The sequence below is a fragment of the Mycolicibacterium chitae genome, assembly GCF_900637205.1.
Classification (GTDB): Bacteria; Actinomycetota; Actinomycetes; order Mycobacteriales; family Mycobacteriaceae; genus Mycobacterium; species Mycobacterium chitae.
Map to the genome: position 1 here is coordinate 4,632,366 of NZ_LR134355.1, position 23,994 is coordinate 4,656,359.

Annotated in this window: 20 protein-coding genes; 9 read left to right on the plus strand and 11 right to left on the minus strand. The window is 70.2% G+C overall.

The features are described 5' to 3' along the window. Positions 1 to 31 precede the first annotated feature (31 nt). The 3 genes from EL338_RS22185 to EL338_RS22195 all read right to left on the minus strand — a co-directional run bounded on the left by EL338_RS22185 (position 32) and on the right by EL338_RS22195 (position 4,733). Positions 32 to 1,849, minus strand: a complete 1,818-nt coding sequence (locus tag EL338_RS22185; protein ID WP_126335709.1) for a phosphoenolpyruvate carboxykinase (GTP) — start codon at positions 1,847 to 1,849, stop codon at positions 32 to 34. Between the two features lie 380 nt (positions 1,850 to 2,229). Continuing rightward, positions 2,230 to 3,738: a hypothetical protein gene (locus EL338_RS22190; protein ID WP_179967125.1), complete on the minus strand. Its 1,509-nt coding sequence runs from the start codon at positions 3,736 to 3,738 to the stop codon at positions 2,230 to 2,232. Continuing rightward, a complete protein-coding gene (locus EL338_RS22195) occupies positions 3,735 to 4,733 on the minus strand; it encodes a hypothetical protein (protein ID WP_235666251.1) in 999 nt (332 codons plus the stop codon). Before EL338_RS22195 ends, EL338_RS22190 begins: the two co-directional genes overlap by 4 nt. A 120-nt stretch (positions 4,734 to 4,853) precedes the next feature. Between EL338_RS22195 and trmB the strand changes: the two genes are divergently transcribed. The 3 genes from trmB to mmpL3 all read left to right on the plus strand — a co-directional run bounded on the left by trmB (position 4,854) and on the right by mmpL3 (position 9,440). Continuing rightward, positions 4,854 to 5,624 carry a tRNA (guanosine(46)-N7)-methyltransferase TrmB gene (trmB, locus tag EL338_RS22200; RefSeq protein WP_126335710.1) on the plus strand — a complete coding sequence of 257 codons (771 nt, stop codon included), beginning with the start codon at positions 4,854 to 4,856 and terminating at the stop codon, positions 5,622 to 5,624. A gap of 2 nt (positions 5,625 to 5,626) precedes the next feature. Continuing rightward, entirely contained in the window at positions 5,627 to 6,376 is a 750-nt protein-coding gene (locus tag EL338_RS22205; protein ID WP_235666252.1) for an NYN domain-containing protein, read from the plus strand. Between the two features lie 94 nt (positions 6,377 to 6,470). After that, positions 6,471 to 9,440 (plus strand): trehalose monomycolate exporter MmpL3, encoded by a 2,970-nt coding sequence (gene mmpL3 / locus EL338_RS22210; RefSeq protein ID WP_126335711.1) that lies wholly within the window; start codon positions 6,471 to 6,473, stop codon positions 9,438 to 9,440. A gap of 5 nt (positions 9,441 to 9,445) precedes the next feature. On the opposite strand, the gene EL338_RS22215 is transcribed toward mmpL3, so the two are convergent. After that, positions 9,446 to 10,645, minus strand: coding sequence for an AI-2E family transporter (locus EL338_RS22215; RefSeq protein ID WP_126335712.1), 1,200 nt, complete (start codon positions 10,643 to 10,645; stop codon positions 9,446 to 9,448). An 88-nt stretch (positions 10,646 to 10,733) separates the two neighbouring features. Here EL338_RS22215 and EL338_RS22220 point away from each other — a divergent pair, with 88 nt between their 5' ends. Beyond that, complete coding sequence (locus tag EL338_RS22220) at positions 10,734 to 11,963, plus strand: M23 family metallopeptidase (protein ID WP_126335713.1); 1,230 nt, start codon at positions 10,734 to 10,736, stop codon at positions 11,961 to 11,963. Positions 11,964 to 11,974: 11 nt separating this feature from the next. Beyond that, entirely contained in the window at positions 11,975 to 12,325 is a 351-nt protein-coding gene (locus EL338_RS22225) for a DUF3054 domain-containing protein (RefSeq protein ID WP_126337036.1), read from the plus strand. Here EL338_RS22225 and EL338_RS22230 read toward each other — a convergent pair. The 4 genes from EL338_RS22230 to EL338_RS22245 form a co-directional block, all read right to left on the minus strand. Beyond that, positions 12,309 to 13,637, minus strand: a complete 1,329-nt coding sequence (locus tag EL338_RS22230; protein WP_126335714.1) for a sensor histidine kinase — start codon at positions 13,635 to 13,637, stop codon at positions 12,309 to 12,311. The two genes, EL338_RS22225 and EL338_RS22230, sit on opposite strands and share 17 nt — an antisense overlap. Beyond that, positions 13,637 to 14,305 (minus strand): response regulator transcription factor, encoded by a 669-nt coding sequence (locus EL338_RS22235; protein ID WP_179967233.1) that lies wholly within the window; start codon positions 14,303 to 14,305, stop codon positions 13,637 to 13,639. Before EL338_RS22235 ends, EL338_RS22230 begins: the two co-directional genes overlap by 1 nt. 53 nt (positions 14,306 to 14,358) lie before the next feature. Then, a complete protein-coding gene (locus EL338_RS22240) occupies positions 14,359 to 14,721 on the minus strand; it encodes a heme-binding protein (protein ID WP_126335716.1) in 363 nt (120 codons plus the stop codon). A gap of 100 nt (positions 14,722 to 14,821) precedes the next feature. After that, positions 14,822 to 15,379 carry a hemophore gene (locus EL338_RS22245; RefSeq protein ID WP_126335717.1) on the minus strand — a complete coding sequence of 186 codons (558 nt, stop codon included), beginning with the start codon at positions 15,377 to 15,379 and terminating at the stop codon, positions 14,822 to 14,824. Between the two features lie 246 nt (positions 15,380 to 15,625). Between EL338_RS22245 and EL338_RS22250 the strand changes: the two genes are divergently transcribed. Genes EL338_RS22250 through EL338_RS22260 form a run of 3 tightly spaced genes read left to right on the plus strand, consistent with a single transcriptional unit; the run spans position 15,626 to position 19,432 of the window. Then, positions 15,626 to 18,526, plus strand: a complete 2,901-nt coding sequence (locus EL338_RS22250) for an MMPL family transporter (RefSeq protein WP_126335718.1) — start codon at positions 15,626 to 15,628, stop codon at positions 18,524 to 18,526. Then, complete coding sequence (locus EL338_RS22255) at positions 18,523 to 19,032, plus strand: XRE family transcriptional regulator (RefSeq protein WP_372939794.1); 510 nt, start codon at positions 18,523 to 18,525, stop codon at positions 19,030 to 19,032. The genes EL338_RS22250 and EL338_RS22255 overlap by 4 nt, the downstream gene beginning before the upstream one ends. A gap of 1 nt (position 19,033) precedes the next feature. Next, positions 19,034 to 19,432 (plus strand): CoA-binding protein, encoded by a 399-nt coding sequence (locus EL338_RS22260; RefSeq protein ID WP_126335719.1) that lies wholly within the window; start codon positions 19,034 to 19,036, stop codon positions 19,430 to 19,432. A 25-nt stretch (positions 19,433 to 19,457) separates the two neighbouring features. On the opposite strand, the gene EL338_RS22265 is transcribed toward EL338_RS22260, so the two are convergent. Further along, complete coding sequence (locus EL338_RS22265) at positions 19,458 to 20,150, minus strand: hypothetical protein (RefSeq protein WP_126335720.1); 693 nt, start codon at positions 20,148 to 20,150, stop codon at positions 19,458 to 19,460. Next, the gene (locus EL338_RS22270) at positions 20,147 to 20,761 is read right to left on the minus strand and encodes a hypothetical protein (RefSeq protein ID WP_235666253.1); all 615 of its coding nucleotides are present in this window, start codon (positions 20,759 to 20,761) and stop codon (positions 20,147 to 20,149) included. Before EL338_RS22270 ends, EL338_RS22265 begins: the two co-directional genes overlap by 4 nt. A 67-nt stretch (positions 20,762 to 20,828) precedes the next feature. On the opposite strand from EL338_RS22270, the gene EL338_RS22275 reads away from it, so the two are divergent. Then, positions 20,829 to 22,814: a M13 family metallopeptidase gene (locus EL338_RS22275; protein ID WP_235666254.1), complete on the plus strand. Its 1,986-nt coding sequence runs from the start codon at positions 20,829 to 20,831 to the stop codon at positions 22,812 to 22,814. Positions 22,815 to 22,871: 57 nt separating this feature from the next. On the opposite strand, the gene EL338_RS22280 is transcribed toward EL338_RS22275, so the two are convergent. After that, the gene (locus EL338_RS22280; protein ID WP_126335722.1) at positions 22,872 to 23,885 is read right to left on the minus strand and encodes a L,D-transpeptidase; all 1,014 of its coding nucleotides are present in this window, start codon (positions 23,883 to 23,885) and stop codon (positions 22,872 to 22,874) included. Positions 23,886 to 23,994: the final 109 nt, after the last annotated feature.

The following is a 23,994-nucleotide window of genomic DNA, read 5'->3' on the forward strand; positions in this document are numbered from 1 at the left end:
GCGATTCCGACCAAGCAGTCAGACCAAGGGATCAGGCCAGGCGCTGCTTCAGCGCCTCGAACTCGTCCTTGATGCCGGTCGGCAGCTTCTCGCCGACGAACTCGAACCACTCCTCGATCTGCGGCAGTTCGGCGCGCCACTCCTCGGCGCTGACCTCGAGCGCCTCGTTGACGTCGCCGGCGTCCACGTCCAGGCCGTCCAGGTCCAGGTCGTCGGCCGACGGCACGATGCCGATCGGGGTCGAACGACCCTCGGCCTTGTTCTCGATGCGCTCGATGGCCCACTTGAGCACCCGGCTGTTCTCGCCGAAGCCCGGCCACAGGAACCGGCCGTCGTCGCCGCGGCGGAACCAGTTGACGAAGAACACCGCCGGCATCTTGGACTCGTCGGCGTTCTTGCCGATGTTGATCCAGTGCTGGAAGTAGTCACCGACGTTGTAGCCGAGGAACGGCAGCATGGCCATCGGGTCGCGGCGCACGGTACCCACCTTGCCCTCGGCGGCGGCGGTCTGCTCGGAACCCAGTGTGGCGCCGATGAATACGCCGTGCTGCCAGTCGCGGGCCTGGGTGATCAGCGGCACCGTGGTCTTGCGGCGGCCGCCGAACAGGATCGCCGAGATCGGCACCCCCTGCGGGTCGTCCCACTCCGGGGCCAGCGTCGGGCACTGCGAGATCGGGGTGCAGTAGCGCGAGTTCGGATGCGCGGCCTTCTCGTCGGACTCCGGGGTCCAGTCGCGGCCCTTCCAGTCGATCAGGTGCTGCGGGTCGCCCTCGAGGCCCTCCCACCACACGTCGCCGTCGTCGGTCTTGGCGACGTTGGTGAACACGGTGTTGCCGCCGGCGATGGTCTTCATGGCGTTGGGGTTGGAGTCCCAGTTGGTGCCCGGCGCCACGCCGAAGAAACCGAACTCGGGGTTGACGGCGTAGAGCCGGCCGTCCTTCCCGAACCGCATCCACGCGATGTCGTCACCGACGGTCTCGGCGCGCCACCCCGGGATGGTGGGCTGCAGCATCGCGAGGTTGGTCTTGCCGCATGCCGACGGGAAGGCGGCGGCAATGAAGTAGGCCTTGTTCTCCGGCGAGATCAGCTTGAGGATCAGCATGTGCTCGGCCAGCCAGCCCTCGTCGTGGGCCATCGCCGAGGCGATCCGCAGCGAGTAACACTTCTTGCCCAGCAGCGCGTTGCCGCCGTAACCCGAACCGTAGCTCCAGATTTCGCGGGTTTCAGGGAAGTGGGTGATGTACTTGGTGTCGTTGCACGGCCAGGGCACGTCCTTCTGCCCGGCTTCCAGCGGCGCGCCGATCGAGTGCAGCGCCTTGACGAAGAACCCGTCGTCGCCCATCTTGTCCAGCGCGGCCTGCCCCATCCGGGTCATGGTGCGCATGGAGACGACGACGTACTCGGAGTCGGTGAGCTCGACACCCAGCTTGGGGTCCTCGGCGTCCAGCGGACCCATGCAGAACGGGACGACGTACATGGTGCGGCCGCGCATCGAACCGCGGTACAGGTCGGTCATGATGCCGCGCATCTCGGCCGGGTCCATCCAGTTGTTGGTGGGGCCGGCGTCGATCTCACGCTCGGAGCAGATGAAGGTGCGGGATTCGACGCGGGCGACGTCGGAGGGGTCGGACAGCGCAAGGTAGGAATTGGGCTGCTTCTCGGGGTTGAGCCGCTGGAACGTGCCCGCCTCGACCAGGCCCTCGCACAGCCGGTTGTACTCTTCGTCGGATCCGTCAGCAAACACCACCCGATCGGGCTGCGTGAGTTCGGCAACTTCCGTAACCCAGGCAAGCAGGCCCTGATGTTTGGTCGGCGCGGTGTCCAGACCCGGAATAGTCGCTGAAGTCATGAAAATCTCCTGCTCACGTTGATTCGCGTATCACCCTCGAGGACGCTAGCCCCCATCTGACGGACGACTCGTCTCGACAGCCATCCCTAATACGAGGTTAACGTGGGTGAGCGAACCGCGGACCATCGAGGGCATGTCCGATCACTCACAGGAACGATTCAGACTGGGTTACCTGGCCGGTTCGCCCCCGCAACTGTGACCCAAGTCGCAATCTGGGGTCTCCGGGCGCACCTAACCACGGGATTTTCGGCGCGCCACCCGTCGCACGCGCCCCGCCCGTCGAGCAGACCCCCCACCGGCACCCCGGCCGCTCGGAGGCCGTTCCCCGGGCCGCGCGGACCGGCCGGCGAGCCCGATCGACTGCCCCGCGAGGACGCCGCTCAGTCCGATTCGGAGCCGTGTCCGGCAACCGCCTCGGTCCCCGCTTCCGCATCCTCAGTTACCGAGCGACCGTTGTGCTCGGACCCGGGATCGGGGTCCCCCAACTCGGCGCGCACCGCCGCCAGCGCGGCGCCCAGCGTGGGCGCGGCCGCGTCCCGGGCGGCCCTGGCCTGCGCGCCGGCGGCCTCGTGCGCCCGCAGTTCGGCGTCGATGGTGCGGACCTGTTCGGCCACCCTGACCTGGTCGGCCTCGGCCTGCTGGGACAGCGCCGAGGTCATCGACATCTCGGCGGCCAGCACCCGGGTCGCGACGGTCTGATCCAGCGCCGCGCGCAGACCCGCGGTGCGTTCGCCGATCCAGCGGTCCAGCACGGCCCGGTCGTGCAGCAACGACCGGGTGTTGACCATCCAGACCGCCACCGCCGCCCCGAGCAGCAGGCACACCACGGCGCCCAGCGCGGTCAGCCCCGGCGCCAGATCCGCGAACAGGCGGCTCAGCGTCAAGGCGATGCCCAGCCCGAACCCGGCGCCCACCAACACCGTCAGCCGGGTCTCGAGGCGTCGCGATTTCAGCGGGGGCGGCCCGACGCCCGGCTGGCTGGCCATCGGGGTGGCGCCGGGATCCGCGGGCAGCCCGAGTTCGGCGGCCAGGTCGGTGAGGTGCTCGGTGATGCCAGTGTCGACCTCGTTGACGACGGTGCCGATGCGGCGTTCGACGTAGGCCAGGTACTCGGGCAGGCCGCGGCGGTTGACCGCGCCGGCGTCCTCCTGCAGTTCGGTGCGCACCGAGGTGCAGCGGTTGCGGGCGAAGTAGGACAGCTGCACCCGGGCCTGCTGGATCTGGCTGCGCAGGGCGACCGCCCGTTCCGAGCGGCCCACCCGCACGCCGCGCAGGGCCTCGGCGCGCTCGGTGCGCAACGCCTCGACGCGGGCCTCGCGGCCGGCGCCGTCGGCCGCGATGTCGTACTGGTCGGCGGTGGATTGCAGTCGAAATTCCCACGCCCGCAACCGGTTCCGTCGCGACACGGTGTCGTCGGACAGGGCGGCGTCCAGTTCGGTGAGCAGGTCCTCGCAGCGCGGCGCGCCCAGGTCGGGCGCGGCGGCCACCGCGACCCACGGCACCCGCGCATACCGCGGCGCGTGCGCGGCCAGCGTCTCGCGGTCGGCGGCGAGCACCTCGGACCAGTTGCGGTGGGCGTCGACCTTGGTCAGCGCGCAGATCACCACGTCGGTGTGGGCGGCGGCCAGGTCCAGCACGGCGCAGTCCGATCGCGTCAGCGGCGCGGCGGCCGAGGCCACGAACACCACCGCCACCGGGACCTCCCCCGGCCCCAGCTCGTCGGCCTCGACGAACTCCACGTCGGGCCGCCGATCCGCCAGCAGCCGGGCCACGCTGGTGGACCCGGCCAGCCAGGGGCCCGTCACCAGCACGACGTCGCGGCGGCGCACCCCGGGCGCCCGGACCTCGGGTGCCAACGTCGTGACGAACTCGTCGACGGCGCCCGTCATCGTCGTCCGCCGGTGAGCCGCAGCGCCCCGCGCGCGATGTCCAGCCCGCAGTCGCGGTGCAGCGCCGAGACCGGTCCGGCCGCGTAGCGGCGCCAGTGCAGGGCCGACGGCACCCCGCCGGCATCCAGCCCACCGACCACGTCCGCACCCACGACGTCGCCGGCGGCGGCCATCCGGGCCAGCACGACGTCGTCACCGGCGAGCAGTTCGGCGGTCGTCACGTCGGTGATGGCCCGCGCCGCGAGCGCCTCGCACGCGGCCACGATGCGGCGGTAGCGGGCCGCGGCCCCGGCGGTCTCGATGGCGGCGCGCAGCCCGTCGAGGCCGCTGACGGCCGCGAGCAGCCCGCGCAGCTGCGCGGCGGTGGCCCGCGGGGTCTCCCGCAACGCCACGACGGCGTGCGCGATGCCGTAGGGCTCCAGCGCCTCGAGCAGGCGTCGCCGCCGCGCGCCGGGCAGCGGATGCGGCGCGGTCACGAAGTCGTCGGCCGAACTCAGCTGCGCCGGTTCGGTGACCAGGAGCCCCAGCGCGGCCAGCAGGTCGTCGTCGAGCACCGCCGGGTCCGCGGCGGCCAGGGCGGTCGGCGCCACGAAGGCGTGCACCGGGACCCCGATGGCGGCGCCCAGCGCCTCGGCCTGCCGTCGGGCCCGCTGCATCGGGCCGCCGCGCGCCAGGCCGGTCAGGTCCGCCTTGTTGAGGACGACGAGATCGGCGCCGTCGGCCAGCGCCCGCCGGTCCTCGGGCTTGCACACCTCGGCGAGCACGTAGATCCGCACATCGGCACGGGCCTCGGGTTCGATCGAATGGCCGTCGGCGCGCAGCGCGGCCGCGGTCGCGCTGCGTCCGACCCCGCGGCGGCCGCGCACCGCGAGGCGCAGCGGCGCGGCCACCTCATCGGCCAGTTCATCGGCCAGCGCGGCCAGCTCGGGATCGTCCGTCTGCGCCGCGCAGCGTCTCAGCGCCTCGGTGAAGATCTGCTGCCCCTGTCCGCTCATCCCGGTGCCATCGTGGCACCTGCGCGTGCCCCGCGCGAGCCACTTCCCGCCGGATTGTGCACAGCTCGCAGGCAACTGTTGGGTATCAATCCGTCCCGCGATGCGGGCCTCGATGCGCGCATGGGAGACGATATAGGGATGCGTGCGCAACCTGGAACCGAACCGGCGGAGCGTTCCGCCGAGGCGGACGACCGGTCAGCAGCACCTCAGCACCGCCGGGTGACCAGTTTTCGGACCCGCCGTTCGACGTTGAGCGACGCCCAACACGCCACCTGGAACCGGCGGTGGCCGGAGCTGGGCGTCGTCGCGCGGACCGGGCACGAGAACCCCGAGCGACTGGACACCGCGGCCTGGTTCGGCCGCGAGGCGCCGCTGGTGCTCGAGATCGGCTGCGGAACCGGCACCTCGACCCTGGCGATGGCCCAGGCCGAACCGGACATCGACGTCATGGCCGTGGAGGTCTACAAGCGCGGCTTGGCCCAGCTGCTGGCCGCCATCGACCGCGAGCAGGTCACCAACATCCGGCTGATCCGCGGCGACGGCGTCGACGTCCTCGAGCACCTGATCACCCCGGCATCGCTGACCGGGGTGCGGGTCTTCTTCCCCGACCCGTGGCCCAAGGCACGGCACCACAAGCGTCGGCTGCTGCAGCCCGCCACCGTCGCGCTGATCGCCGACGGCCTGCGCCCGGGCGGGATCCTGCACGCGGCCACCGATCATGCCGACTACGCCGAGCAGATCGCGGAGGTCGGCGACGCCGAGCCCCGGCTGCGGCGGATCTCGGCGACGGACCCGCTGCCCATCTCGGTGCAGCGCCCCACCACCAAGTACGAGTCCAAGGCGCACACCGCCGGCAGCGCGGTCACCGAGCTGCTGTGGGAGCGACTGTGACCATGACCGACACGGACGTGAGCGCAGCGCAGGCCGACATCGACGATGACCTCGATGCCGCCCCCGATGAGGCCGACATCACCGAGCCCATCGATGACGATTCGCTGACCGCGTCCGAGGCCCCGCCGGTGCTGCGGGTCCTGTTGGTCTGGGACGCCCCGAATCTCGACATGGGGCTGGGGGCGATCCTCGGCGGCCGCCCGACCGCCGCCTACCGCCCGCGTTTCGACGCGCTGGGCCGCTGGCTGCTGGGCCGCACCGCGGAGATCTCGGCGGATTTCCCGGGCCGCACCGTGGAGCCCGAGGCCACCGTTTTCACCAATATCGCCCCAGGTAGCGCCGATGTCGTCCGGCCCTGGGTGGAGGCGCTGCGTAACGTCGGTTTCGCTGTCTTCGCCAAACCGAAAGTTGACGACGACAGCGATGTCGACAGCGACATGCTCGACCACATCGCGCTGCGGCGCTCCGAGGGGCTCGGCGCCCTGTTGGTGGCCTCGGCCGACGGTCAGGCGTTTCGGCTCCCGCTGGAGCAGATAGCCAGGGATGACGGCACCGACGTGCAGGTCCTCGGATTTCGTGAACATGCCAGCTGGGCGCTAGCGTCGGATACCTTGGAGTTCGTCGACCTGGAAGACATTCCCGGTGTCTTTCGGGAGCCGCTCCCGCGAATCGGCCTAGATTCGCTACCGGAAGAGGGGGCGTGGCTGCAGCCTTTCAGGCCGTTGTCCTCGCTGCTTGCGTCTCGGGCATGACTGCAACCGCCTGCTGATGGACAACTTCACAAACTTTCATAGCCAGTGTGCGCCGAGCGCATACCCAGACTTTTAAAGAGCGTTAGGAGATTACGTGTTCGCCTGGTGGGGCCGAACGGTATTCAAGTACCGATTCATCGTCATCGCGGTCATGGTCTCGTTGTGCATCGGCGGCGGCATCTTTGGCATGAGCCTGGGCAACCACGTCACCCAGAGCGGGTTCTACGACGACGGCAGCGAGTCGGTGAAGGCCTCGGTGCTCGCCGATGACGTCTACGGCCGCGACCGGCTGAGCCACGTCGTGGCGATCCTCGACGCGCCGGAGGGCAAGAAGGTCAACGACCCGGCCTGGGCCAAGAAGATGGCCGAGGAACTGGACCAGGTCCAGGAGGACAATCCGGACCAGGTGCTGCAGTGGGCCGGCTACCTCAAGGATCCGACCGCCGATCCGGACAAGTCGGGCTTCAACGCCGAGGACAGCACCCGGACGTTCATCATCATGCCGCTCAAGGGCGACAACGACGACGAGATCCTCAACAACTACAAGGACCACGTCAAAGAGGACCTGGAGCAGGTCAACGACGGCAACATCGAGCTCGCGGGCCTGCAGCCGCTGGCCAACGAGCTGACCGGAACCATCGCCGAGGACCAGAAGCGCGCCGAGGTGCTGGCGCTCCCGCTGGTCGCGGTCGTGTTGTTCTTCGTGTTCGGCGGCGTGATCGCGGCATTCCTGCCCGCCATGGTCGGTGGTCTGGCGATCGCCGGCTCGATGGGCATCCTGATGCTGGTCGCCCAGTTCGGGCCGGTGCACTACTTCGCACAGCCGGTGGTGACGCTGATCGGGCTGGGTATCGCGATCGACTACGGGTTGTTCGTGGTGAGCCGATTCCGAGAGGAACTCGCCGAGGGCTATCAGACCGAGGCCGCGGTGCGACGCACCATGATGACCGCCGGTCGCACGGTGGTGTTCTCCGCGGTGCTCATCGTGGCCTCGCTGGCCGGCCTGCTGCTGTTCCCGCAGGGCTTCCTGAAGTCGCTCACCTACGCCGGCATGTCCTCGATCATGCTGGCGGCGATCCTGTCCGTCACGGTGCTGCCGGCGGTGCTGGCGATCCTCGGTCCCAACGTCGACGCGTTCGGGGTGCGCACCCTGCTGCGGGTGCCGTTCCTGCGCAACTGGGGCTTCTCCCGCGCCATCATCGAATGGCTGGCCGAGAAGACGCAGAAGACCAAGACCCGCGAGGAAGTCGAGAAGGGCTTCTGGGGCAAGCTGGCCAACCGGGTGATGAAGCGGCCGCTGGTGTTCGCGGTGCCGATCATCGTCATCATGGTCTTGCTGATCACCCCGCTGGGCAACCTCGCGCTGGGTGGGATCAGCGAGAAGTACCTGCCGCCGAACAACCCCGTCCGGATGGCGCAGGAGGACTTCGACCGCACCTTCCCGGGCTTCCGCACCGAGCAGCTGACGCTGGTCATCGAGAATGCGACGCCCGAGCAGATCGATCAGATCGCCTCGCGCGCCGCACAGATCCCCGGCTTCAGTGCCGACGAATGGACCGAACGCGCGGTCGCACCGGACCCGGACAACCCGAACGCGACCGCGGAGAAGACCCGCGACGACGTCACCGTGTTGCAGAACGGGCTGGAGGTCCGCAACGACGCCGCCAAGAAGATGGAGGAGTTGCGCGCCATCCCGCTACCCCAGGGGGTGTCGCTGTCGGTCGGTGGTGTGCCCGCGCTCGAGCAGGACTCCATCTCATCGCTGTTCCACAAGTTGCCGCTGATGATCGTCATCCTGCTCACCACGACGACGCTGTTGATGTTCCTGGTGTTCGGATCGGTGGTGCTGCCGATCAAGGCCGCGGTGATGAGCGCGCTCACCCTCGGGTCCACGCTGGGCATCCTGACCTGGATCTTCGTCGACGGGCACGGGTCGAGCTTCCTGAACTTCACGCCGACACCGTTGACCGCACCGGTGATCGGTCTGATCATCGCCGTGGTGTACGGGTTGTGTACGGACTACGAGGTCTTCCTGGTGTCCCGAATGGTCGAGGCCCGCGAACGCGGGATGTCGACCACCGAGGCCATTCGGATCGGTACCGCGACCACCGGCCGGTTGATCACCGCCGCGGCGCTGGTGCTGGCCGTGGTCGCGGGTGCGTTCGTGTTCTCCGACCTGGTGATGATGAAGTACCTGGCGTTCGGCCTGCTGTTCGCGCTGTTGTTGGACGCCACCGTGATCCGGATGTTCCTGGTGCCCGCGGTGATGAAGATGCTCGGCGACGACTGCTGGTGGGCGCCGCGCTGGATGAAGGTCCTGCAGAACAAGATCGGCATGGGCGAACTGCACCTGCCCGACGAGCGCAAGCACATGGTGGACCCGGGTCCCGAGGACGACGGCGCCCTGGTCGGCGCCGGTGCCCCCGGTCCGGACCGCCGGCCGCCGCACGATCCCACCCATCCGGCACCGGAGGGCTCCGCCCGGGCGCGTTCGGAGGCCCGGACCCGCGCGCTGCCGGAGGCCCCGTCGGGTGCCGGCACCTCGCGGATCCCGAGCCCGCCGAGCCCGCAGTCCGAGCCCGACAGTGAGGCTCCGACAACGCGTTTCAGCTCGGCCCGCAACGCCATGCGCAACGCGGTGACCAACGCCATCAACACCGGCGCGGCGGCCACCCAGCGCCAGGCCCCGCCCGGGCCGCCGCCCGGACCGCCGGCCGGTGAGCGCGAGATCGAGTCGTGGCTCGGAGAGTTGCGCGGCCGGCCGGGAAGCCCCGGGCCGCAACAACCCCCGCCGCCGCCGGCGCCGTCGTCCGAGCCGACCCGGGCAATGCCCCCGGGCGGGCGTGGCCCGTCACCGTCGGATGCGACCACCGCGATCCCGGTGCAGCGTCCCGGCGACGACGAACCGGCCACCCGGGCGATCCCGGTGAGCAAGCCGCAGCAGAGCGACACCGAGGCGGCGACCCAGAAGCTCAACGCGCCCAGCGAGGACGACACGAAGCCGCCGCGGCGCGGTGGCGGGCTCAGCGCGGCGGACCTGCTGCGCCGCGAGGGTCGTCTGTAGGCGGTTCAGTCCGTGGCGGGTGGGGACTTGGACTCCCCGGCGGGAGCGTCGGAATCGGAGTCCGGAACCTCGTCGGGCTCGGCGGTGATCACCGGCCCCGGTTGATGTTCCAGCGCCAGGGCCTGGCGCTCCGTTTCGGCCTCGGGGTCCTCGGCCAGCAGCACCCGCACCGCGCTGTTGAGGAACGCGATGATCGGGACGGCCAGCAGCGCGCCGATGATGCCGGCCAGCACGCCGCCGGCGGCGATGCCGAGCACCACGGCCAGCGGGTGGATCGACACCGCCCGGCCCATCACCAACGGTTGCAGCACATGGGATTCCAGCTGCTGCACGGCCAGGATCAGCCCGAGGGTGATCAACGCGTACACGAACCCCTTGGCCAGCAGCGCCACCACGACGGCCAGGAACCCGGTCACCACGGCGCCGATCAGCGGCACGAAGGCGCCCAGGAACACCAGCGACGCCAACGGCAGCGCCAGCGGGATGCCCATGATCGCCAGGCCCGTCCCGATCCCGATGGCGTCGACGAGCGCCACCAGGAACGTCGCGCGGACGTAACCGATCAGCGAGTGGAATCCGGCGCGGCCGGCCTCGCGGACCCGCTCCCGGTACTCGACCGGGAACACCTTGGTGACGAAGGCGAAGATGTTGCGGCCGCCGTGCAGGAAGAAGATCAGCGAGAACATCACCAGCAGCGCGCCGGTGATGATCTCGGTCAGCGTCGCCGCCGTCGACAGCGCACCGCTGGTGACGCGCGACTGGTTGTTGCGCAGCGCCTCGATGGCGGTGTCGCCGGCGTGGTCGATCTGATCGCGGCTCAGGTGGATGGGGCCCTCGATGAGCCAGTCGGTGAACGTGTCGATGCTGCGGGTGACCTGTTCGACCAGATCGGGTAGGCCCTCGATGAATTGGGTGATGACGAAGGCCATGATCCCGCCGATGATCGCCATTCCGCTGAGCAGCACCACGGCCACCGCGCCGCCGCGGTGGAAGCCCCGCTTGTCCAGCCAATCCACCGCGGGCAGCAGCAGCGCGGTCAGGATGACGGCGATCAGGACCGGCACCACGATCAGGTCGACCTTGATGAGCACCCACACCACAGCAACCGCGCTCGCGAGGATCACCAGCAGGCGCCACGCCCACGCGGCCGTCTTCCGCACCAGCGGACTCACGGCCTCGTCGGCGGCATCGGACCGGATCGGCATGGCGCCAGAGTAATCTCCCGTCGCGGCATTCGCGGTGCACCGCGCACAACCCGGCCCGCAAACTCGCCGACCGTGATTGGATCGGCGAATGGCACCCCGTGCGCTGTCCCGTCTGCTCCCGTTGTCCGCCGCGCTGCTGACCGCGGCAACCGTCGCGGCCTGCGGCGGGTCGTCGCCGGCCCCGGAATCGGAGACCGCCACGCCCACCGTGCCCCCGGCCGTCGCCACGCCGCTGGTGGGATCGGCGGTCGCCGAGCCGATCCCGGTGGCCGCCACCGACGGTCGCACCCACCTGGTCTACGAACTGCTGCTGACCAACACGCTGTCGGGCAACGCCACGCTGAACTCGCTGACCGCCCGCGCCGGGGACCGCAACCTGCTGACGCTGGCCGGCGACAACCTCAAGTACTGGACCCGCGCCCTGGGCAACAACGACGTGCCGACCAACGTGCTGGCGCCGGGCCAGAGCGCCATCGTCTGGCTCGACGTCGTCATCGACGGCGGCGCCGCCCCGCCCACCGACATCACCCACTCGGTGGATCTCAATGTCAGCAAGCCCTTCCCCGGCGTGGTGCCGCCGCGGCTGACCCAGGACGTCGCCCCCGTGACGGTGTCCGACGCCAAGCCCATCTCGATCGCCCCGCCGCTGGACGGCCCGAACTGGTTGAGCGCCAACAGTTGCTGCGACATGACCGCGCACCGGATGGCCGTCAATCCGATGAACGGGCAGCTGTGGATGTCGGAGCGCTTCGCCATCGACTACGTCCAACTCACCGACGACCACCGGCTGTTCACCGGGGACCCGACCAAGCTGGCGAGCTACGCCTACTTCGGCACGCCCATCCACGCCGTCGGCAGCGGCAAGGTCATCACCGTGGTCGACAACCTGCCCGAGCAGGTGCCCTCGAAGACCCCCGTCGGGCTGCCGCTCGAGCAGTACGGCGGCAACCACGTGGTGCAGGACCTCGGCGACGGCAAGTACGCCTTCTACGCCCACCTCAAACCCGGCAGCATCACCGTCAAGGAGGGCGACGAGTTGACCGCCGGCCAGCAGATCGCCGAGATGGGCAACTCCGGCAACTCCGATGCACCGCATCTGCACTTCCACGTGATGGACGGTCCACACCCGTTGGCGTCCAACGGGTTACCGTTCGTGTTCGACTCGTTCCGGCTCGATCAGCGGGTGGCCTCCCTGTCGGGGCTGGACCGGCTGTTCACGGGCCAGCCGGCGCCGCTGCAGCCCGGCTTCGCCGTCCGCGACGAAACCGAGGTCACTCCCCTGGTGCTCGACATCATGAATTACGCTGTCGCACAGTGACCGAGAAGAATGTGAACCCCCGCCATGTCGCGGCCGCGGCGGCCGCCGACACCGCAGCCATCCTGGCGTTCTGCGCGCTGGGTCGGCGCAGCCACGACGAGGGCGTGCACGTCGCCGGCCTCAGCAAGACCGCCTGGCCGTTCCTCAGCGGCACCGCCGTGGGCTGGTTGCTGTCGCGCGGTTGGCGGGCGCCGGGCGCCCTGCGGCCGACGGGCCTGGTGGTATGGCTGTCGACGGTGATCGTCGGAATGGTGCTGCGCAAGGTCAGTTCCGCCACCGTCGCGGCGCCGTTCGTCGCGGTCACCTCCGCGGTGACGGCGGTGCTGCTGCTCGGGTGGCGCGCCGCTACTGGCGTTCGCTGACCAGCGTCAGGATCACCCTCAGTCCGCCCAGCGGGCCGTCGGCCAACTCGACCCGGCCGCCGTGCAACTCGGCCTGCTGCGCCACCAGCGCCAGGCCCAGCCCGGAGCCGCCGGAAGCCGCGGTGCTGCCGCGCACGAACCGGCCCAGCACCGCATCGTGTTCCTCCTCGGGCAGTCCGCGGCCGTTGTCGTCGACGATGATCTCCATCCGGTTGCCCTCGCGCCGCGCGGTCAGCACTACGCGGGTGGCCCGTCCGTGCAGCACCGAGTTGCGCACCAGGTTGTCGACCGCCAGGCGCAGGCCGCCCGGCCAGGCCAGGATGACTCCCTCTGCGGGCGTGGCGAATTCGCAGCGCACCTCGATCTCGGGTCCGCCGGGGCGGGCGTTCTCGCGCAGCACCCGGTACAGCAATTCCTCGAGGTCGACGAGTTCGCGGTCCTCGTCCTGGGCCAGCTCCCCGGACGCCAACTGCCCCAGGGCGGTGATGGTGGCCTCGATCCGTCGCTGCGCGCGGGACAGGTCGGCGACCACCTCGGCGCGCTCCTCGGCGGGCAGGTCGTGGATGCGCAGGGTGTCCAGGTCGGCGCGCATGGCGGTCAGCGGGGTCCGCAACTCGTGGGCGGCGTTGGCCGCGAAATCCTGGGCCGCCTGCAGCGAGCGGGAGGTGGCCTCCTGCGCGGCGGCGAGCCGGCGCAGCGTGTCGATCATGGCCTCGGACAGGTCCTCGGCCTCCTTGACCCCGCGCACCGGGTCGATCCGATCCGAGCCGCCCTGGCCCAGCCGGCGGGTCTGCTCGGTCAGCTTGCGCAGCGGGCGGGTCGCCGCGCCGCCGAGCAGCCAGCCCAGACTCAGCGCGATGAGCAGGGCCAGCACGCCGATCCCGATGTACATCGGCACGCGGGCCCGGCTGAGCAGGATGCTGTCGGCGCGGATGCCGACCGACATCATGACGCCCTGCGGCTCGATCGGGAGGGTGCGGACCCGGTAGTCGACGCCGTTGACCGTCACCGTCTCGGTGCCGGGTGGCAGTTTGGGCAGTTGCAGCCCGCGCTGGAAGATCACCTGGCCGGTGCTCAGCGACCGGCCGGTGGACAGCACCGCGTTGCCGGGGGCGCCGACCTCGGTGCTGGCGTCGACGATGGCATCCAGGCGGCGGTCCAGCTGCTCGGCGTCGTTGCCCGCCAACGCGATCGAGGTCAACACCATCAGCGCGGCCACCACGGCGGCGGCCGCGATCGCCGCGGCGATGGCGACGCGCACCCGCAGCGAAGCGCGCAGCCGCGGCCACCAGCGGGCGAACACCGCGCGCATCAGGCCTCGGCCCGGAGCACGTATCCGATCCCGCGGACGGTGTGGATGACCCGCGGCACCCCGTCGCGTTCGAGTTTGCGGCGCAGATAGCTGATGAACACGTCGGCGACGTTGGTGTCGACGTCGAAGTCATAGCCCCACACCAGCTCGAGCAACTGCTGGCGGGACAGCACCACCCCGGCGTTCTCGGCCAGCACCGCCAGCAGGTCGAACTCCCGCTTGGTCAGGTCGGCCCGCTCCCCGGCGACGAACACCAGCCGCCGCGCGGTGTCGATGGTCAACGGCCCCACCACCATCGCGTCGGTCTGTTCCTGGCTGTGGCTGGCGCGGCGCAGCAGCGCGTGCAGCCGCGCCACCAACTCGCCGAGGTCGAACGGCTTGGTCAGGTAGTCGTCGGCGCCGGCTTCCAGCCCGGCGATGCGGTCGTTGACGGTGTCGCGCGCCGACAGCACGCAGATCGGGATGTCGTTGCCCAGCGCCCGCAGCGCGGTCACCACCGCGACCCCGTCGAGTTCGGGCATCTGGACGTCGAGCACCAGCGCGTCGTGGGTCTCGGTGGACAGCAGCCGCAGGGCTTCCTTACCGTTGGCGGCGACCCGCACGTCGAACCCGGAATGCCGCAGTCCGCGCGAGACCGACGTGCGCACGTCCGGGTCGTCGTCGACCATCAGTACCGTGCGGCCCGCCTCCCGCGCGGGATCACCGGACCCCGCGGACACTGCTAGTTGTTGGCCGCAGCCGGGTCGACCTCGTGGCCGCAGCGGTTCTTGAGGTCCGTCAGGGGCTGGCGGATGCCGGTGAGCTCGGCCTTCACCTGCGGGTTGGCGTCCATGTAGGTCTGCACCTCGGACTTGATGGTCTCGCGGTCCTGGCCTTCGAGGCCGGTGAAGAAGTCGTTGACCTCGGGGTGGGTGAACAGGTACGCCGAGGTGGAGGCGGACACCCCGGCGGCGACGCCGGCCAGGTCGGCGGCCGTGCAGTTCGGCGGGGCGGCGACGGCCGAGGAGGCGCCGAAGAGCATCGCACCGGTCATCGCTCCGGCACCCAGGGCACCGAGAACTACGCGACGGGCAGCAAGCATCATGGTCGGACTCCTTCGGAGGTGGGTTGAGTAGCCGTCACCAATCCAAGCAGATCGGCGGCACTCTTTCCTGCCCAACCGGTTGATCTGAGTCGAGAATGCGCTACTGCGCCGTTCCGGCCGGCGTCCGCGGGGTGGCGGGCACGGCGGCCCTCGGCCCCGGCGCCGGACCGGTGCCCGTCGTGGCCCCGGTCCCCGTCGTGGCTGCGGCACCCGCGCCCGGGGTGGAGACGGCCTGCGCGGCGCCGGCCAGTCCGCCGCCCTGCTGCGCGGCCTGCATCAGGCCCATCACCTGCGGCAGTGAGATCGGCAGCTTGCACTTGTTGGCCAGCGAGGACAGCGGCTTCTGGATGCCCTGCATGTCCTCGGCCACCTCCGGGTTGGCCTCGAAGTAGGTCTTCAACGCGACCAGCGACTGCGGGCCGGCGGGCTGCTTGGAGATGGTGGTCAGCGCCTGGTTGGTCTCGGGGTGCGTGTCGAGGTAGACGCCGGTGTTGTTGGCCACCGTGCCGATGGTCCGGGCCACCGAACTGGCCGCGCACGGGTCGGGCGCCGCCGACGCGGAGGGGCCGAGCAGCAGGACGGCCGCGACACCGCCGAGCGCGGTCGCGGTGAGCGCGGCGCCGGTCTTGCGACGGATCGAGGGTGCGGTTTTACCCATGGGGAATCAAACTCCTTACGGTTCGCGAACATCTATCGGTTCGCGGACCGCCGACGTTTCATTGCACGGGTCACGAGCTTCGGCGATCGGGCAGCGGCCAGGGTCGATGTTGCCATCCTGGCCCCGCACCTGGCGAATTCGTGATCTTCCGCGAGCACCGCAGAGTCAGCGCAGGTCCCCGGTGCTGCGGTAGGCTCGCGACCACCCAATTCGGCCAAGGATCGGGGATCCACCATCCAGCAATTCATGATGCGCCTGAGCGGCAAACTGCGCAGATTTCGCTGGTTGGTGCTCACGGCCTGGCTGCTCGCGCTGGTGCCGTCGATCTACCTTGCGCTGTCGAATTCGGGCAATCTCACCGGCGGCGGTTTCGAGGTGGCCGGCTCCCAGTCGCTGCACGTGCAGTATCAGCTCGAGGACCATTTCCCCAGCGAGGGCGCATCCCCGCTGGCGCTGGTGGCCGCGCCCCGCGCCGACGCCACCTACGCGGACATGAACGACGCCGTCGCCACGCTCGAGCGCATCGCCGGCGAGGTGCCCAGCATCACGATGGTCCCCAACCCGCAGCAACCGCCGCCGCGCCCGGACCGCCCCTACGTCGTCTCCCTGCAACTGGACTTCGAGAACACCGGCGCCGTCGACGTCGCCAACCAACTGCGCGACAAGGTCGGCGTTGCCGACGAGGAACCCGGCGAACTCAACGACGGGCGGGTCCGGCTGTACGTCATCGGCCAGGGCGCGGTGGGTGCGGCGGCGGCCGAGGCCACCAAGAGCGACGTCGCCGAGGCCGAGAAGTGGAACCTGCCGATCGTGCTGATCGTGCTGCTGGCGGTGTTCGGGTCGCTGGCGGCCGCGGCGGTCCCGCTGATGGTCGGCATCTGCACCGTGGTGGTCACCATGGGCGTGGTCTACCTGCTGTCCACGGTGGTCACCATGTCGGTGTTCGTCACCTCGACGGTGTCGATGTTCGGCATCGCGCTGGCCATCGACTATTCGCTGTTCATTTTGATGCGCTTCCGCGAGGAACTGCGCGCCGGCCGCGACGTCAAACAGGCCACCGACGCGGCGATGGCCACCTCCGGGCTGGCCGTGGTGCTCTCGGGCATGACCGTGATCGCCTCGGTGACCGGGATCTACCTGATCGACACCCCGGTGCTCAATTCGATGGCCACCGGCGCCATCCTCGCGGTCGCGATGGCCGTGCTGACCTCGACCACGCTGACGCCGGCGGTGCTGGCGTCCTTCGGCCGCTCGGTGGCCAAGCGGTCGCGGGTGCTGCACTGGGGCCGCGGTTCGGAGGCCACCCAGTCGAGGTTCTGGACCCGCTGGGTGGGCGGGGTGATGCGCCGGCCGTGGCTGTCGGCGATCGCGGCCACGGTGTTCCTGGTGCTGCTGGCGGTCCCGACGTTCTCGATGGTGCTCGGCAACAGCATGCTGCGCCAGTTCGACTCCTCGCACGAGATCCGCGGCGGGGTGGGCGCGGCCGCCGAGGCGCTGGGCCCCGGCGCGCTGGGCCCCGTGCGGGTGCTCGTCACGTTCCCCGACGGCAACGCCTCCTCGCCCGCCAACACCGCCGTCGTCGACGGGGTGGCCCGGCAGATGGACGCCGCGATCAACATCGCGTCGGTGGCGCCGCCGGTGTTCTCCGACGACGACCGCAGCGCGCTGCTGTCCGGGGTGCTGTCGGTGGACCCGGAGGACACCGCGGCGCGCAGCACCGTCGACTGGTTGCGCGAACAGTTGCCGCAGACCCCCGGCGCGGAGAACGTCTCGATCGACGTCGGCGGGCCCACCGCGCTGATCAAGGACTTCGACGACCGGGTGGCCGAGACCGAACCGTGGGTGGTGCTGTTCGTCGCCGCGATCGCGTTCGTGATGCTGCTGATCGCGATCCGCTCGCCGGTGCTGGCCATCAAGGGCGTCATCATGACCGTGTTGTCGGTGGCCGCGGCCTACGGCAGCCTGGTGATGATCTTCCAGTGGGGCTGGTTGGAGGCGCTCGGCTTCAAACCGATGGGCTCGATCGACAGCACCATCCCGCCGCTGGTGCTGGCGCTGACCTTCGGCCTGTCGATGGACTACGAGATCTTCCTGCTCACCCGGATCCGGGAGCGCTTCCTGCAGACCGGCGACACCCGCGACTCGGTCGCCTACGGGGTGAGCACCAGCGCGCGCACCATCACCAGCGCGGCGCTGATCATGATCGCGGTGTTCATCGGTTTCGCGTTCGCCGGCATGCCGCTGGTGGCCCAGCTGGGGGTCGCGTGCGCGGTGGCCATCGCCGTCGACGCCACGGTGGTGCGGCTGGTGCTGGTGCCCGCGCTGATGGCGATGTTCGATCAGTGGAACTGGTGGGTGCCGTCGTGGCTGGCGCGCATCCTGCCCGCGGTGGACTTCGAAAAGCCGCTGCCCAAGCTGGATCTGGGCGATCTGGTGATCATTCCCGACGACATCTCCTCGCTGGTGGCCCCCGGCGGGGATCTGAAGATGGTGGTCAAGTCCGCCGCGCGGCTCAAGGACATGGCCCCGGACGCGATCTCGGTCGCCGACCCGCTGGCGTTCTCCGGCTGTGCAGGCCTGGCCGGCAAGGTCAAGGGCGGCGACGGGGCGCGCAGTCCCCGGCTCGGTCGCGGCCGCAGCGCCGCCCGCGCCGCGCGGCCGGTGCACCCGGTGACCGTGTGGCGGGGCCGGCTCGAGGTGGCGCTCGACGCGCTGGAAACCGTGGCCGACGTCGGCTACGACGACGTCGAGGTGCTGCATCGGCAGATCCCGCTGGAGACCACCACCGTGCAGCTGCCCACCGGGGACCGGCTGCAGATCCCGACGGGCGCCGAGACGTTGCGGCTCAAGGGTTACCTGATCATGTCCCGCAACAGCAGCCACGATTTCGCGGAGTTCGCCGAGCTGGTCGATGTGATGAACCCGGACACCGCAGCGCTGGTGCTGGCGGGTATGGACAGGTATTACTGTGGGCACACGTCTGATCGACGATGGGTCGCCACCCAACTCGTTCGTCGGCTCGCCGATCCCATGCCGCACGACGCGGACGACGACGAGTGGTCGGGCCCGGCGGGGACCGAGCGGTGGGACGAGGTCAGGCAGCGTTGCCTGTCGGTGGCCGTGGCGATGTTGGAGGAGGCGAGGTGACTTTGGCCGCGAGAGAGACGGGCAACCCACGCCCGGACCGCGGGCGGGCACCCGCCGCGCGCGGGCGCCGGCCGGAGGATCGCCCGGTGGAGTTCTGGCCGACGTCGGCCATCCGGTCCGCGCTGCAGAACGGCGACATCACCGTGTGGCAGCGGATCGTCGTGGCGATCAAGCGCGATCCCTACGGCCGGACCGCGCGGCAGGTCGAGGAGGTGCTCTCGCACCGCGAGTCGGTCGGGGTGTCCAAGGCCCTCGACGAGGTACTCGTCCGCAGCCGGGAACATCTCGAGGCCACCGAGCGCGCCGAGGCGGCCCGGCACATCCGGGTGCTGCTGGACCGCTCCGGGCTCTCCGAGCAGGAGTTCGCCTCGCGGATCGGGGTGCCCACCGAGGACCTCGAGGTCTATCTGAACGGGAAGATCAGCCCGCCGGCCTCGCTGATGATCCGGATGCGCCGCCTGTCCGATCGCTTCGCCAAGAACCGCACACCGCCGCCGGGAGGCTGACATGGACATCGCCCAGATCGTGCGCGACACCAAGACCATCGCGGTGGTGGGCGCCTCGGCGAACCCGGCCCGCCCCAGCAACGAGGTGTACCGCTATCTGCGGGCCACCGGCGATTACACGCTGTACCCGGTGAATCCGACGATCACCGAACTCGACGGCGACCAGGCGTACGCGAGCCTGGCCGATCTTCCCGTCGTCCCCGACCTGGTCGACGTGTTCCGCCGCACCGAGGAACTGCCCGGCGTGCTGGCCGAGGTGCTGGCCCTGCCCACCCGGCCCAAGACGCTGTGGCTGCAGGAGGGGCTGATCGACGAGGCGGTGGCCGCCGAGGCGCGCGCCGCCGGGATGTCGGTGGTGATGGACCGCTGCCTGAAGGTCGAACACGCGCGGTTGCGCTGAGAGCGGCTCTCAGGCCGGGGCTACATCAAGACGGGGCGTTGATGGGCGCCACGTCGACCACCAGCCAGCGGTCGTCCGGCTTGGCCAACGCCACCCGCAGCGCCAGCACCGCCCGGCTGGGCTGCTGGCCGGGCGCGTTCTGCGTCGAGCGCAGCACCACGGCCACGCTGGCCGCGTCGGGACCGATCACTTCCACGCCGGCCGAGATGGTCTGCGCCTGCGCCGAGATGTTCTTGCGGGCAAGGTCTTCGGTGGACTTGCCGAAGTTGGCCTTGAACGCCTCGGCCTGTTCGGGGGCCATCAGGTCGGCCGCCCGGTTGATCGACGACGTGGGGTCCTGCGGGGAGAACGTGGCGGTGGCCTCCGACACCGCGCTGGCCAGCCGCACCACCTCGGCCGAATCCTGGTTGAGCCGCTCGTCGGGCAGCGTCAGCCCGGTGTAGCCGACCAGCACCGCCGCGGCCAGGGACGCGGTGGCCAGCGCCACCGTCGTCAACCGCAGCCCGGCGGCGTCGTCGTCGGTGCCCACGGTCACGCCGTCGCGGCGCCACAGCACCGCGTTGACCACCATCGCCTGCACGATCAGCACGCACAGGATCGAGCACACCGACACCCACCACAGCGGCCAGCCGAGGAACACCCCGATCAGCAGCAGGCCGGCGATCGCGGCCAGCGGCGCGACGAGGTCGAATGCGATGACCCGCAACACATTTCTCATCGCACGGTCTCCAGCTGCGAGATGAGCAACTGCCCGTCCACCTCGGAGACACCCAGGCGCAGGTTCCAGCGCACCGTCTGCGGCTGCCCGCCGACGTTCTCGCTGACCGACGACGCGATCACCAGCACCGTGTCGGTGCGCGCCGACATCTCCGGCGGCAACGGCGAGGGCGGCGGCGGGGTCCCCGGCTCGCGGTCCAGGTCGTGGTGCAGGGACTCGAAGGCGACGGCTTCGATCCGCCCCGTGGTGCGCGACTGCAGGGTCTGGACCACCTCGCGGTAGGGCCGCACCGCGGCGTCGAAATCGGAGTTCAGCTGGCCGACGGTGCCGTCCTGCAGGGTCTGCAGGCTGGCGTCGACGGTGCCGGCGTTCATGTTGATCAGCACGTTGGTCCAGTCCACGGCGGCCTGCATCACCTGGGTGCGGTGGTCGAGTTCGGCGGCCTGGTCGCGGTGCCCGGACCAGATCATGGCCGCGAGCACGGCCGCAGCCACGGCCACCACCGCCAGCACCGCCGAGGCGATGCCGTAGATGGAGAGGGCGGGACCGGTGGCAGCGTCGTCGACTGTGTCTTCGGCGGCATCGTCGGCGGCATCGTCCCCATTGGGCATGGGCGTGAGGGTACCTTGCCGGGCTCATCGGGAATCGTGGCCGCTGGTTTCTGGTAAGGATGGCAGTGTGACGGTAGAAGCTATCCGCTCGGGTCTGGACCTGAGCCATGTCGACGACCATGCCCGCCCGCAGGACGACCTGTTCGGCCACGTCAACGGCCGCTGGCTGAGCGATTACGCCATCCCGGCCGACCGGGCCACCGACGGCGCCTTCCGTTCCCTCTACGACCGCGCCGAGGAGCAGGTCCGCGACCTGATCACCGAGGCCGCCGCGGCCGAGGCCGCCCCGAACACCGATCAGCAGCGCATCGGTGACCTGTATGCGAGCTTCCTGGACGAGGCCACCGTCGAGCGCCGCGGCGCCGGGCCCCTGCTCGACGAGCTGGCCCCGATCGACGAGGCCGCCGATCCCGACGCCCTGGCCGCGGTGCTGGGCCGGTTGCAGCGCACCGGCGTCGGCGGCGGCACGGGCCTCTACGTCGACACCGACTCCAAGGACTCCACCCGCTACCTGCTGCACCTGAGCCAGTCCGGTCTGGGGCTGCCCGACGAGTCCTACTACCGCGATGCCGCGCACGCGGAGATCCTGGCCGCCTACCCCGCGCACATCGCCGCGATGTTCGCGCTGGTGTACGGCGGCTCGGCCGACGAGCACGCGCAGACCGCCGCCGCGATCGTCGCGCTGGAGACCCGGCTGGCGGCCGCGCACTGGGACGTGGTCAAGCGCCGCGACGCCGACCTGACCTACAACCTGCGCCGCTTCGCCGATCTGCCCGCCGAGGCGCCGGGCTTCGACTGGGCCGGCTGGGTGGGCGCGCTGGGCACCAGCGGCGAGCAGGCCGCCGAGGTCGTGGTGCGTCAGCCCGACTACCTGACGGCGTTCGCCGCGCTGTGGGCGGACGAACCGCTGGACACCTGGAAGAACTGGCTGCGCTGGAAGCTGATCCACGCCCGCGCCGGGCTGCTCACCGATGACATTGTGGCCGAGGACTTTTCGTTCTACGGCCGCACCCTCAGCGGCACCGAGGCCATCCGCGAGCGTTGGAAGCGGGGCGTGTCGCTGGTAGAGAACCTGATGGGCGACACGCTGGGCAAGCTCTACGTCGAGCGGCACTTCCCGCCCGAGCACAAGGCCCGGATGGACGTCCTGGTGGCCAACCTGCGGGAGGCCTACCGGGTCAGCATCAACGACCTGGACTGGATGACGCCGCAGACCCGCGAGCGCGCGCTGGTGAAGCTGGACAAGTTCACCGCCAAGATCGGCTATCCCAAGCGGTGGCGCGATTATTCGGCGCTGGTGGTCGACCGCGCGGACCTCTACGGCAACTACCGGCGCGGCTACGAGGTGGGCTACGACCGCGAGTTGGCCAAGCTCGGCGCCCCGGTGGACCGCGACGAGTGGTTCATGACGCCGCAGACCGTCAACGCCTACTACAACCCGGGGATGAACGAGATCGTCTTCCCCGCCGCAATCCTGCAGCCACCGTTCTTCGACGCCGAGGCCGACGACGCCGCCAACTACGGCGGCATCGGCGCGGTGATCGGCCACGAGATCGGGCACGGCTTCGACGATCAGGGCGCCAAGTACGACGGCGACGGCAACCTGGTCGACTGGTGGACCGACGCCGACCGCGCCGAATTCGGGGTGCGCACAAAGGCGCTCATCGAGCAGTACGACGAGTTCGTGCCGCGGGAGCTGTCCGACGGCCACCGCGTGAACGGCGCGTTCACCGTGGGCGAGAACATCGGCGACCTCGGCGGCCTGTCGATCGCGCTGCTGGCCTATCAGCTCTCGCTCGGTGGCAAGGAGGCCCCGGTGATCGACGGGCTGACCGGCCTGCAGCGGGTGTTCTTCGGCTGGGCGCAGGTGTGGCGGACGAAATCCCGTGACGCCGAGGCCATTCGGCGCCTGGCGGTCGACCCGCACTCGCCGCCGGAGTTCCGCTGCAACGGCGTGATCCGCAACATGGACGCGTTCTACGAGGCCTTCGACGTCAGCGCCGACGACGCGCTGTACCTCGAACCCGAGCAGCGGGTGCGCATCTGGAACTGACGCGCGATTTCGGTGCGCTCAGTTGCGGTGACCGCGACTGAGCGCACCGAAATCCCGTTAGAACATCTGCCAGTCGGAGGCACCGTCGGGCAGGTCGTAGATGCCGCCCTGGGTGTTCTTGATGACCACCGGGTCACCGCTGCCGAAGTTGTCGTAGAACCACTTGGCGTTGGCGGGACTCAGGTTGATGCAGCCGTGGCTGACGTTGCGCTTGCCCTGATCGCCCACCGACCACGGGGCGCCGTGCACGAAGATGCCGCTGTTGTCGATGCGGACGGCGTGCTCGACGTCGACCTTGTAGCCCTCGGCGGAGCTCACCGGGACGCCGTAGGTCGACGAGTCCATCACCATCTCTTCGAACTTCTCCAGCACGTAGTAGGTGCCGTTGCGGGTCTCGTGCTTGCCGTCGTGCTTGCCCATCGACACCGGGAAGGTCTTCTCCAGCTCCCCGTTGCGCATGATTTCCATCTGCTTGGTGCTGTCGTCGATGGTGGCCACCAGGTAGTCCCCGGTGCGGAAGCTGGACTTGGTGCCCGCGGCGTCGATGGTGACGGTGGTGTTGGCCGGCCAGAAGTCCTGCGGCCGCCAGCGCAGCTGACTGTCGGTGACCCAGTAGAACCGGCCGGGCACCGGCGGGTTCGACGTGATCCGGATGGCGTCCTGGGCCATCTGCCGGTCGGCGATCGGCACGGCGAAGTTGATGTAGATCGGCTTGGCCACGCCCACCATGGAGCCGTTGACCGGGTTGAAGGTCGGCGGCCGGAACGGCGGGGTGCCCTCGAACGGCACGTCGCTCTGGCCGGCGGCGGGAGCACCGGCCGGTCGGGCCGGGTCGACCCCGTAATTGTTCACCGGTTCGGGCGCCGCGACAGGGGCCGCCGGCGGCGGGGGCGCGAACGGGTTGAACGGCGCGGGCGGTGCCGGCGGCGCGGGGGCCGGCGGGGCCGGCGGCGGAACCGGGTCCGCCGCGGCGGGCGTCACGGTGGCCGCGAGCAGCGTTGCGGCGCCGAGGGTGGCGATCAACGCGCGGGCGGCCCGAGTCCGGGAAATGCTCGCCAAACGGCTGGGCATAGACAACCTCCAAGTCATTTGCTCGCTCCAGTGTCGCACAGCAGGTACCTCAGCTACCTCATCGCGACCTGGGCACAACGGGTCCGGGCTCCGCGCACACGGAGTCCGG